We start from the raw sequence: 11,797 nt of genomic DNA, 5'->3' as shown, positions 1-11,797 counted from the left end.
TGGGTCTCACCCCACCCAACGGATCCTACGGGGCCCGCATTCCCTTCGGAGACGACAGCCCGGGCGGTGGCGCGTCAGCGGCGCGGCACGGTCCGGTCGAGCAGTACCTGCCCGGGGGACTGGGAGGCGGAGGACTCACAGGCGGCGGACACGACGTAGGCGTCAACGAGCGAGGCGTCGCCGGGATGCGGCAGGACGACGAGATAGGCGTCCTGCTCCCGGTACTTCTCCGGGTGGGTGGCCAAGGCGGATTCGGGGCGGCCGATGCCTTCCCGTACACACGACGGGGCCGTCGTGCCGTTGTCCCGCAGTGTCGTCTCGGGCGAGTTCTGGGCGCTCATGCCGCGGGGCTCCACGGAGGCTGCGGAGGAGCGCAGCAGGTCCTGCACGCGCACGGTGAGTTCCTGCTCGGAGAAGCCCGACGGGGGGTGGCTCTCTCCGGACGGGCCGGCGCTCGCCCGGGGGGTGCCGTCCGAGCCGCTGTTGAGGAACAGGCTGCCCAGTCCGATGACGGCGGCGGCACATGCGGTGCCGAGCAGCACGGCGGGTCCGCGCCGGATCCTGCGGGAACGGGAGCCGGGTGTCTGCCGGCCCGGGCCGGTTGCGGCGCGGGGGCGTCCTGCGGGGCGGTCGCCTGTTTCACGTGAAACGGAAACGGGGCGGGGCTCCGGCCGGTGCGGCTCGCTCGGTGCGGTTTCACCGGCTTCACCGGTTTCACGTGAAACCTCGGTGCCCGGCCTGGGGGCGGTGGCGTCGAGCAGCGCTTCGGCGGCCAGCGCGGCATCGATCCGGCCGGCGATGTCCGCGGGCATCCGGGGCGGGCCGGGGAGCGTTCCCAGCAGCTCCCGGATCTCGCTCAGCGAGTTCCGTACGTCCTCGCAGAGTTCACAGTCCGCCAGATGTTCCCGGACATCCGCCGAACGCGAGGGGGAGAGGACCCCCTCGGCAAGTGCGGAGATCTCCGCGACCTCCGGGTGCCCGTCCGTGCCGGTCGTCGAGGTCACGCTCGTCCACCTCCGCCCTTCACTGGATCTGTGTCGCTCTGCTGTGCCGGTGGTGGGACGGACGTCCCCTGCGACCGGTTCCTTTCCCTGCCGACGTGCGGGCTACCCCTGCCATCCGGGCGCAGATGGGTGAGCAGTGGCAGCAGGCGTGCCCGGCCCCGGGCACATCTGCTCTTCACCGTGCCGGCGGGGACGTCCAGCACCTTGGCCGCTTCGGCGACGGGATAGCCCTGCATGTCCACCAGGACGAGGGCGGCTCGCTGGTCCGGGGGCAGCGTGGCCAGTGCCCGGATCAGCTCCCGGTGCAGGTCGCTGCGCTCGGCAGGTGCGGCGGCCGACTCGTGCGGCTCCAGCAACTGCTCCAGCCGCTCCGTCTCGGCGAGCGGCGCGGTGCGCCGGGAGGCGCTCTTGCGGGCCCGGTCCAGGCAGGCGTTCACGGTGATCCGGTGCAGCCAGGTGGTGACGGCGGACTGCCCCCGGAAGGTGTGGGCGGCCCGGTAGGCCGAGACGAGGGCGTCCTGGACGGCGTCCGCGGCCTCTTCCCGGTCCCCGAGGGTCCGCAGGGCCACTGCCCAGAGCCGGTCGCGGTGCCGGCGGACTATCTCGCCGAAGGCGTCGGGATCACCGTCGATGTGCCGGGAGAGCAGCTCGGCATCGCCGGCGTCGGCACGTGTGGCGTCGTCCAAGCGTGAGCCCTCCCCCTGAGCGACCGTACGGTCAGCTGGTCACCTTGATCTCGGAGACCCTGCCGCGGTACTCGCCCTGCTCGGTCTGCGAGAGCTTTGTCAGCCAGACCAAAACGTACCGTGCCTCCACCGGCTTGTCCGGGGTGAGCGGGACGTCCGTTCCCGCTCCCTCGGCGACCTTGTGGAAGGCGGTGAGGGACATCGGCATGGAGTCGCCGGACGAGTCGGCGGCCCTCAGCTCCACGGACGTGTCGTTGAGGAAGCCGACCTGAACCTTTCCGACCTGCTGCTTCTTGCCCAGGTCCAGGATCAGTCCGACGCCCGACTTCAGGCCACCGAAGTTCGCGTTCGTGTAGAAGTCCGTCGACCAGTAGGTGGCCGGGTTGCCGTCGTAGGCCTTGGGAACGTCGCGCGGCTTCTCCTGGCCGTCGCCCAGCGGGTCGAAGTCCTTCGCACCCTGGATGGCGATCGGCTGTCCGGACTCGGGCTTCTTCGGCGAACCGTCCCCCGTCGACTGCGAGTGCGACGGGTCGTCCGACTCACCGTGCTTCAGCAACGTGTCCGCCAGCTGCCAGCTGCCCAGCCCCAGGGCGGCGATGAGCAGGGCCGAGACGCTCCACTTGATGACCTTGCCCGTGCGGCTCTCCAGCGGGGGCGGCGGGGGCACGGGAGCCGGCTGGACCGGGCCGCCGGTGTGGGGCGGGACCGGGCCGCGGTATGCGCTGCGCTGGTAGGCCGCAGCAGCGGCGAAGGCCGACTCCGGCGGCCGGATGCGCGGCATCGCGGCGACCGCCTTGGCCAGCTCCTCCGGCGTGGTGCAGGGGTCCTCCTGCTTCGAAGCAGTGGTGAGCGCGCGCATGGCGAGCTCGGAGAGACCCCGGTGGACTCCGGCGCGGACCTGGTCGGGGGCGATCAGGCCCATGCCCTTGGGCAGGCCGGGCAGGCCGTGGGCGTTGTTCTCGTGCGGCCAGCGCTGGGTGAGCGCGGCATAGAGGAGCGCACCGATGGCCTCGGTGTCGGTCCGCTGGGGGTGTTCGGAGGTGATGCCCCGGAGCGCGGCCATGACGGCCAGACCGCGGATGCGGTACTGGCCGGTGCCCGTGCGGAGGACGGAGCCGGGGGTGAGGCGCAGGTGCGCCAGGCCCTCGCGGTGTGCGGCCGCCATGGCCTGGGACACCTGGCTCACGAGCTGGTAGGCGTCGTGCGGTTCGAGCGGGCCGGCGGCCAGGAGAGGGGTGAGCTCGGTGGCGTCGGGCAGCCACTCGTGGACCACGTAGACGAGTTCGTTCTCCTCGACCGCGTCGAGGACCTGGACGAAGCGGGGATCGCCGAGAAGCGCGGCGGAGCGGGCGGCGGCGAGCACCGGGCGGGCGCGGGGGTGGTCGGCGGGGAGGATATGGACGCCGACGGCACGGCGCAGTTTCTCGTCGACCGCACGCCAGCTGCTGAATCCCTCCAGACGGGTGACGCACTCCTCCAGCCGGTACCTTCTGGCGAGCTTGTGGCCGCTGTGCAGTTCGAGCGGTTGCGCATCGCGCGCGGAGCCCTTGCTCTCCGCGCCCGCGGTGTCCTGGTGCGTACCGACCTTCTTGTCGGCCTCCGCCCCGTCGGTCGTGGCCTTGCCCGCCTCGGCGGTCAGTGGCTGCTCGCCGCTGTTGTCGGCCACGTCGACGGCAGCCGTGCTCCGTTCCGCCACCGTCGTCCCTGCCTCCCCATCCGTTGCACCCTGTCCACAGCCAAGACAATTGTGCCCACAGTCCGGCGCTATGCACGACACACGGCAGCGGGCGATGGTTGTGCTCCGGTCAGCGCCCCAGCCGTCCGCGGACCATACCGACCATGGCGTTCAGCTCGTCGATGCGCATCCGCTTGGCGGCGAGGTAGAAGACGGCGATCAGGACCAGCCCGCCGCCGACCAGAGCACCGAGCGAACCCGCGAAGCCGTAGCCCGCAGCCTGGCCGATTCCGTAGGAGACCGCACCGCCGAACAGGGCGGCGGGCAGGCAGGCGCCGGCCAGCCGGGCGTAGGTCCGCACGACGCGGGCCCCGTCCAGGTCGCCGCCCAGCCGGTTGCGGAGGCGGCGCCAGGCGACGCCCACGCCGATCGCGTAGCCCAGGCCGTAGGACGCGGCCATGCCGGCCACGGCCCAGCGCGCGGGCAGCACGAGGAAGCTCAGCCCCGAGGCGGCGGCGTTGACGGCGGCCACGATGACCGTGTTGTAGAACGGCGTGCGCGTGTCCTCGTAGGCGTAGAAGCCGCGGAGGATGACGTACTGCGCCGAGTACGGGATCAGGCCGAGGCCGAAGGCCATCAGGATGAAGCCGATGTTGGTGGCTCCGCCGACCCCGGAACCCGAGGCGAACATCAGGGTGGCTGTGGGGACGCCGAGCGCCAGGAAGGCGAAGGCACAGGGCACGATGGCCACGGCCGAGGTGCGCAGGCCGTGGGAGAGGTCGTCCCGGACGGCCGAGGCGTCCCCGTCGTGGGCGGCGCGGGAGATCCGGGGCAGGACGGCGGTCATCACCGAGACGGTGATGATGGCCTGCGGCATCTGCCAGAGCTGGAGCGCGAAGTTGTAGGCCGTGATGCCGGTGCCGGGGTGGCCGGCCTTCTCGGCCGTGGCACCGGCCGCCGTGGCCAGCTGGGTGACCACGACCAGGCCGAGCTGGTTGGCGAGGACGAAGAAGAACGTCCACTTCGCCAGGCCGAGGGCCTTGCCCAGGCCCTGGCCGCGCCAGTCGAAGCGGGGACGGATCCGGAAGCCGGCGTCACGCAGGTAGGGGAGCATCGCCAGGGACTGGACGACCAGGCCCAGCAGGGTGCCGATGCCCAGCAGCCGGACGCCCTCGGGCGTGATGGTGGCCGCGCTGACGCCGCTGTCGGTGAAGCTGCCGAAGGCCCAGATGAAGGAGCCGAAGGTGGCGATGATGATGATGTTGTTGAGGACCGGGGTCCACATCATCGCGCCGAACCGCTCGCGGGCGTTGAGGATCTGGCCCAGGACGACGTGGACGCCCATGAAGAACATGGTCGGAAGGCAGTAGCGGGCGAAGGCCACGGCCACGTCCATCCGGGCCGGATCGTCCGCGATGGTCGGCGACATCAGCTTGATGAAGAGCGGTGCACCGAGCACACACACGGTCGTGACACCCGCCAGCATGACGACGACCAGGGTGAGCAGCCGGTTGGCGTAGGCCTCGCCGCCGTCGTCGTCGTTCTTCATGGCGCGCACCAGCTGCGGGATGAACACCGCGTTGAGCGCGCCGCCGCCGACGAGGATGTAGATCATCGTCGGCAGGGTGTTGGCGACCTGGTAGTCGTCGTTCAGCGTGCCGACGCCAATCGCCGCCGCCATCACGAGGTTCCGGGCGAAGCCCAGGACGCGGGACACCATGGTGCCTGCGGCCATGACCGCGCTCGACTTCAGCAGGTTGGCCGCCTTGCCGCTCTTCGCCGGGGCCGCGGCCTCCGGCTCGGCGGCAGGCTCCGCGGCCGGCGGCTGAGCAGGCTGGGCGGGCGGGGGCACGAACTGGCCCTGTGCCGGGGGGACCGGCGGCAGGTCCGACGGGCGCTGCGGCTCGTACGGCTGCTGCTGGTCGCGGTAGAGGTGCGCGAAGGCGTCCCGCTGCGGGGGCTCGCCCGGGGCCGCGAAACCGCCGACGGCAGGGATCTGCGCCGTCGGCTCCTCGACCGGGGGCCGCCGGTCCGCACCGGTCTGCGGCGCGGGGGCCGGGGCCGGGGGCCACGGGCGGGCGCCGGCGGAGTGCTGCGGCACGGTCGGCATCGGGCGGGTGGCCTGGTCGTAGAGCGCGTCGGCCGCCGGGGCGGCCGGGTCCTGCGGGGCGTACGGGTCGGCCGTGTACGCGTCCCGGAGGTAGGGGTCCTGGGGGTACGGGGTCCCCTGGTGCGCCTGGGGCTGGGCAGGCGGCACCGGCGGGTACGGACCCCGCTGCTCACCGCCCGTCCCCGGACCGTGGTCACCGTCGTACGGCGCGTTCATCGCTACCCCACCTCATCGTCGGCGGCCGGCCGGCCCCACAACACGTCAATGTTCCACTTTCTCACCCGGGCCGGATGGGCCACCGCTTTGCGTTCCGGTGTCCACGGCCGGGTCACCCGGCTGCCCGGGCATGTCGTCGCCGGGGCCGCCGGTGCCCTCCGGCCCGTCCCCGCCCGTCGTCCCGGGCCCGCCACCAGCGGCTTTGTGCGCTGCGGCGCGCTTGCGCTGGAGGTAGATGCGGAGCCCCGCGAGGACCAGGAGGAGCACGCCTCCGGCGATGACCAGCAGCACCATAGGCGTGATGGAGGTGACATGCACAGTGAAGGTCATCGAGTCGCCGTACTGCTGGCCGTCGCTCGTGAAGAGGCGGGCGGTCACCTGGACGGGGCCGTTGGCGTTGGCCCGGGTCTCGAACTTCACGGACTGGCTGTGTCCGCCCTCCACCTTGACCGGCTGGGCGTTGTCGATCTTGAGGCGGTTCGGCTGGCTGGACTCCAGGACGAGCTTCAGCCCGTGGATCTCCTGCAGCAGGCCGTTCTCGACGGTCACCGGGATCGTCGCGCTGCGGCCCGACAGGGTCGCGTCGGACTTCTTGATCAGCTGCACCTGGCGGGTGAGCTTGTAGAGGTACGCCTGGACGCCGTTGCGGAACTGGCCCGCGCCCTGCGGGTTGCCCCGCCACGACGTGGACATCTCCCGCATGATCGCGCTGCCGAAGGGGGTGACCACCCGGTCCTGGGCGCTGAGGATCACCTTGAAGCTGTCCAGGGTGCTCTGGGTCTTCTGGATCTCCTGGAACGCCCCGGTGGTCAGCTCCTGCGAGCGCAGCGAGTCGGGGTACGAGCCGCTGCCGGGCACCTGCTGGGCGGCGCTGGGGTCGGGGGTGGCCTTGGCCGCGTCCCCCAGGTCGAGGGGCTGGGCCCAGCGGCTGTCCGACAGGCCCTTGACCGCCGCGGCCATCGCCTGGGCCTGGCTGGTCGTGGGCATGCGCTGCGGGGCGACGACGATGCTGCGCTCGTTCTCCGGCGCCTGCTTGTCCACCACGAGGCTCTGGGCCAGGAACTGCTGCACGGCCAGGGAGGAGTCCCCCGCCCGGATCATGTCGCCCTGGAAGGCCGTGGAGAGCCGGGCGTCCGCGACGATCGCCGTGTTGCCGCCGCCGATCTGGCGGGCGGCGGTGGGGGCGTAGGTGTTGCCGGACTCGCGGAAGCTGTCGCTGCGCGCGATGACGTTGTGGGCGCCCGCCGAGGTGGCGACGTCGACGATGGACGTGTCGACCGCCCCGTCAACGGGCCACGCGAAGTCCGTGCGCGGCTTGACGCCGAGGATGGTGTCCACGGTCGTCGAGGCGAGGTCCGTGGCGGACTGCAGGTGGCTGAGGGCGCCGGAGACGTCCTTCCCGCGGTGCGCGAGCGAGGCCAGGTCCGGGTCGCCGAACGGCAGGGCCACCACCTGGTGGTTGGTGACGGCGTCCTGGAGCTGTCCCAGCCACTGCTTGGCGACCGCCTGCCCCCGGCCCGGGGTGCTGCTCTTCCCGTCCGGCGTGCCGACCCGGTAGGGCTTGGTCATGGCCTCGACCGTGGCCAGCAGGTCGGGGTCGATCACCCAGGTGACCGGCAGGTTCTTGCCGAGCGACACGAGCTGCTGGAGCCGTCCGCCCGGCGCCAGGTCGGCGGCGAGGTCGTCGTTGATGAAGACCGGCGTCTGCTGCTGGTCGGACTCGGTGCGCGCGCTCAGGTGCGTGGTCGAGATCAGCGGCCACAGGACGGTGAGCTTGGTCTTCTTGCCCTCGACCGCCGACGGCTGCCAGGGGAGCAGGGTCCGCTGGATGCCCAGCACCCGCTCGTAGGGCTGGTCGGCGGACTGCCCGGAGAAGGTGGCGGCGAGCTGGTAGACGCCGTCCTTGCCGAGGTTCAGGTCCTTCACCGGCAGCGTCAGGGTGAAGTTCTGGCTGACGCCCGGAGCGAGCCTGTCGATCTTCTGGACGTGGTTGCCGCCCACTTCGGCGCCGTCGGAGCTCGGCGAGAAACCGCCCTTGTCCCCTATGTCGTCGATGTCGCTGCGCGTGCCGAGCTGCGATCCCACCCGCAGGCCCACATGGGCGCCGGTGATCGCCGTCCTGCCGTTGTTGGTGACCGTGCCCGAGACGGTGAGCGTGTCGTTCTGCGTCGGGGCGACGGGGGTCAGTGCATCGATGGAGACACCGACCGAACGGGTGCCCCCGACGTCCGCGGCGTCCGCACGGGCGGCGGGTGCCGTCGGCAGGTGCACGAGGCCGGCGAAGAGCAGGACCCCGAGCAGCATCGCGGTGCGCCGGGCCCACCGGCAGGCAGGAGCGGAAGTCGTCCCCTGGAACTCTGCCGCTTCGGCCACGCCTCGCCCGTCCCTCGTCGTCGTCAGTGGTCGTCGGATGGTGCGTCCCCGAATGGTAACGAGGCCTGCTGCGACGAAGTGCCGCGGACCGCCTTACAAGATCGACATCCGGCCCCGCGGCCCGGCCGGCGACTGCTGTGCGCAGGCCGTCACGGAGCGTCGCGTAACCGGGAGGCCGGCCCGCGCGCGGCCACGTACCCTCTTCTGTTGTGCCGAACGCCAACAATGACAGCCACACCCTGCCGTCGACCAACGAGCTCAGCCAGGCGCAGCGCCGTGCCGTGAGCGAGCTCCTGCGGGTGTCCCCCGTAGCCGACGACCTCGCCCGCCGATTCCGGGAGGCCGGGTTCACGCTGGCCCTGGTCGGCGGATCGGTACGGGACGCGCTGCTGGGCCGGCTCGGCAACGACCTCGACTTCACGACGGACGCCCGTCCCGAGGACGTGCTGAAGATCGTGCGCCCGTGGGCCGACGCCGTCTGGGAGGTCGGGATCGCCTTCGGCACCGTGGGGTGCCGCAAAGCGGACTTCGATATTGAGGTCACGACATATCGGTCGGAAGCGTACGACCGGACCTCGCGCAAGCCGGAGGTCTCCTACGGCAACTCCATCGAGGAGGACCTCGTCCGTCGCGACTTCACCGTCAACGCGATGGCCGTCGTGCTGCCGGAGAAGGCGTTCGTCGACCCGCACAACGGGCTGGAGGACCTGGCCCGGCGCGTCCTGCGTACGCCCGGCACCCCGGAGGAGTCCTTCTCCGACGACCCGCTGCGCATGATGCGGGCGGCCCGCTTCGCCGCCCAGCTGGACTTCGAAGTCGCTCCCGAGGTCGTCACGGCGATGAACGAGATGGCCGACCGCCTGGAGATCGTCTCGGCCGAGCGGATCCGGGACGAGCTGAACAAGCTGATCCTCTCCGGCCACCCCCGCAAGGGCCTCCGGCTCCTGGTCGACACCCGGCTCGCCCGGCACGTCCTGCCGGAGCTGCCCGCGCTGCGTCTGGAGCGGGACGAGCACCACCGCCACAAGGACGTCTACGAGCACACGCTCACCGTCCTGGACCAGGCGATCGACCTGGAGGAGGACGGTCCCGACCTGGTCCTGCGCCTGGCCGCGCTGCTGCACGACATCGGCAAGCCGAAGACGCGCCGCTTCGAGCTGGACGGCCGCGTCTCCTTCCACCACCACGAGGTGGTGGGCGCCAAGATGACCAAGGCGCGGATGACCAAGCTCAAGTACTCGAACGAGCTGGTGAAGGACGTCTCCCGGCTTGTCGAGCTCCACCTGCGCTTCCACGGCTACGGCACCGGCGAGTGGACCGACTCGGCCGTCCGCCGCTACGTGCGGGACGCGGGGCCGCTGCTGGACCGGCTGCACAAGCTGACCCGCTCGGACTGCACCACGCGCAACAAGCGCAAGGCGCAGGCACTGTCCCGCGCCTACGACGGGCTGGAGGAGCGCATCGCCAGGCTCCAGGAGCAGGAGGAGCTGGACGCCATCAGGCCCGACCTGGACGGCAACGAGATCATGCAGATCCTGGACATCGGCCCGGGGCCGCAGGTCGGCAAGGCGTACAAGCACATGCTGGAGATGCGCCTGGAGCACGGCCCGCTGGAGCGGGAGGCGGCGATCGCCCTGCTCAAGGACTGGTGGGCGGCTCAGGACTGAGGCGGAGGATTCCGCAGGTCCCGTTCTGATGTTTCACGTGAAACATCAGAACGGGCAGCGATGAGGGGCGGTGTTTCACGTGAAACACCGCCCCTCCCTCTTACGCCTTGTTGTTGCTCAGGCAGAGCGTGAAGCGGTTCGAGCGCTCCTTCCAGGTGAGCGCAGAGGTCGCGCCCTCGACCTTGGAGCAGGCCAGCGAGGTGATGGTGAAGCCGTCGATCTTCTTGAGCACCTTGTAGGTCGCCTTGCTGTCCGTGCAGGGGAGCTTCTTGATCGCCGGCCGGGTGTCCGTGCCGGTGTTCTGCAGGCAGTCGCCGACGGCCAGCTTGGTGGTGTCGTCGCTCTTGCCGAACAGCCAGCCGCCCACCGCGACGACGAGTGCCACGATCGGCAGCACGATGTTCCTGATGACCCTCTTCGGTGAGCGGCGCGGCGCCTGCGGCGGCACCGGCGCCCCAGGGAAGCCGCCGGGCTGGCCATAGGGGCCGGGCGGCTGCTGACCGTACGGGCCGGGGGGCTGCTGCCCGTAGGGCCCGGGAGGCTGTTGCCCGTACGGCCCCTGCGGAGGCTGCTGCGCATACGGGCCCTGCGGAGGCGGGCCGTACGGTGCCTGCGGCTGCTGGGCATAGGGGTTGCCGCCGCCCTGCTGGGCGTACGGGTTCTGGTGAGGCGGCGGAGTGGTCACAGGTGTCCCCCGAGCTGAAGTGAGCCGTGTGGCATGTGCAGCCCGTAAGGTAACCGCCGACTTTGGCATGTACGCAGCCCGCAACTGTCCTGTGGCCCTGATGTGACACTCACCAACGGCGAAATACCGCCAAAGCGGCAGCAATTGCTCCGTAGACGACCGCCACGGCGACGACCAGCGCAGCGGACCTGCCGTCGGGCGGCAGCATCAGCGAGGCCACCGCCGCCGCCCCCACGAAGGCGACGTTGAACAGGACGTCGTAGAGCGAGAAGACCCGGCCGCGGAACGCGTCGTCGACGGCGGCCTGGACGATCGTGTCCGTCGTGATCTTGGCCCCCTGGGTGACGAGCCCGAGGACGAAGGCGGCGGCCAGCATGGGGGCGGGCTCGAAGGGGAGCCCCAGGGCGGGTTCCAGGACCGCGGCCGCCGTGGCGCACGTCAGCATCCAGCCGAGCCTCCCCAGCCGGCCGACCGCCCACGGCGTGACCACGGCCGCGGCGAAGAAGCCCGCCCCCGAGACGGCGACCGCATAGCCGAGCATCGCCAGGCCGTCGGATCCGGCGCCTGACCAGGCGTACCGGCAGAGCATCAACACCGTCACCGTCAGGGCCCCGTAGCAGAACCGCATCAGCGTCATCGCCGCCAGCGCACCGGCGGCGATACGGCGCTGCGCCAGGTGCCGCACCCCGGCGGCCAGACCGAGCACGGTGACCGCCAGTGCGGTGCGCACCCGGACATGGGTGGCCGTGATGTCCGGGCCCAGCAGTCCGGCGGGCATGAACAGGGAGCAGAGCCCGGCGCACAGGTACAGCAGGGCCCCGACGAGCACGACGAGGGCGTCGGACACCGTTCCGTGCGGCGCTGCCAGCCGGACGGCGAAGGCCAGACCGCCGCCCGCGGTGGCCGCCAGCGTGCCGGCCGTGGGGGACAGGGAGTTGGCCATGACCAGGCGGTCCTGGCTGTCGACCACGCGGGGCAGGGACGCCGAAAGCCCGGCGAGGACGAAGCGGTTGACCGCGGTGACCGACAGCGCGGAGGCGTAGAACAGCCAGTCCGGCACGTGGGCCGCGATGAGCAGGGCGGTGCCGGCGGCCAGGACCGAGCGCAGCAGATTGCCGTACAGCAGCACCTGACGGCGCCGCCAGCGGTCGAGCAGCACGCCGGCGAAGGGCCCCAGCAGCGAATAGGGGAGCAGCAGGACGGCCATGGCGGAGGCGATGGCCGCGGGCGACGCCTGTTTCTCCGGGGAGAAGACGACGTAGGCGGCGAGGGCGACCTGATACACGCCGTCGGCCGCCTGGGAGAGCAGCCGGACTGCCAGCAGGCGGCGGAAATCGCGCAGTTGGAGCAGGACGCGTAGATCACGCACTACGGGCATGCC

8 protein-coding genes are annotated in these 11,797 nt (G+C 71.4%); 1 reads left to right on the top strand and 7 read right to left on the bottom strand.

Going from position 1 to position 11,797, the window contains the following annotated elements; all coding sequences use genetic code 11:
- Nucleotides 1-74: 74 nt before the first annotated feature.
- From HG542_RS03775 to HG542_RS03755, 5 genes are all read right to left on the bottom strand, one after another.
- Entirely contained in the window at nt 75-1,004 is a 930-nt protein-coding gene (locus HG542_RS03775) for an RsmA family anti-sigma factor (protein WP_171078567.1), read from the bottom strand.
- A complete protein-coding gene (sigM, locus tag HG542_RS03770) occupies nt 1,001-1,690 on the bottom strand; it encodes an RNA polymerase sigma factor SigM (RefSeq protein WP_171078566.1) in 690 nt (229 codons plus the stop codon). Before sigM ends, HG542_RS03775 begins: the two co-directional genes overlap by 4 nt.
- 31 nt (nt 1,691-1,721) lie before the next feature.
- Nucleotides 1,722-3,386 (bottom strand): protein kinase family protein, encoded by a 1,665-nt coding sequence (locus HG542_RS03765; protein ID WP_171078565.1) that lies wholly within the window; start codon nt 3,384-3,386, stop codon nt 1,722-1,724.
- 109 nt (nt 3,387-3,495) lie between these two features.
- Nucleotides 3,496-5,691 carry a murein biosynthesis integral membrane protein MurJ gene (murJ, locus tag HG542_RS03760; protein ID WP_171078564.1) on the bottom strand — a complete coding sequence of 732 codons (2,196 nt, stop codon included), beginning with the start codon at nt 5,689-5,691 and terminating at the stop codon, nt 3,496-3,498.
- 45 nt (nt 5,692-5,736) lie between these two features.
- Nucleotides 5,737-8,064 (bottom strand): DUF6049 family protein, encoded by a 2,328-nt coding sequence (locus HG542_RS03755; RefSeq protein ID WP_171078563.1) that lies wholly within the window; start codon nt 8,062-8,064, stop codon nt 5,737-5,739.
- A 209-nt stretch (nt 8,065-8,273) separates the two neighbouring features.
- Between HG542_RS03755 and HG542_RS03750 the strand changes: the two genes are divergently transcribed.
- Nucleotides 8,274-9,731, top strand: a complete 1,458-nt coding sequence (locus HG542_RS03750) for a CCA tRNA nucleotidyltransferase (RefSeq protein ID WP_171078562.1) — start codon at nt 8,274-8,276, stop codon at nt 9,729-9,731.
- 100 nt (nt 9,732-9,831) lie between these two features.
- Here the strand turns inward: HG542_RS03750 and HG542_RS03745 are convergent, their stop codons facing one another.
- Together HG542_RS03745 and HG542_RS03740 are read right to left on the bottom strand one after the other, a co-directional pair.
- Nucleotides 9,832-10,416, bottom strand: coding sequence for an LppU/SCO3897 family protein (locus tag HG542_RS03745; protein ID WP_171078561.1), 585 nt, complete (start codon nt 10,414-10,416; stop codon nt 9,832-9,834).
- A 109-nt stretch (nt 10,417-10,525) separates the two neighbouring features.
- On the bottom strand, nt 10,526-11,794 hold the full coding sequence (locus HG542_RS03740; protein ID WP_171078560.1) for an MFS transporter: 1,269 nt from the start codon (nt 11,792-11,794) through the stop codon (nt 10,526-10,528).
- Nucleotides 11,795-11,797 lie beyond the last annotated feature (3 nt).

It is taken from the genome of Streptomyces morookaense, from assembly GCF_013030945.1.
GTDB classification, from domain to species: Bacteria; Actinomycetota; Actinomycetes; order Streptomycetales; family Streptomycetaceae; genus Streptomyces; species Streptomyces morookaensis.
This window is presented reverse-complemented; position numbering and strand designations above follow the sequence as displayed.

Coding starts and splice junctions, on each gene's coding strand:
- murJ (WP_171078564.1), bottom strand. CDS start 5,691: ATGAACGCGCCGTACGACGGTGACCACGGTCCGGGGACGGGCGGTGAG.
- HG542_RS03740 (WP_171078560.1), bottom strand. CDS start 11,794: ATGCCCGTAGTGCGTGATCTACGCGTCCTGCTCCAACTGCGCGATTTC.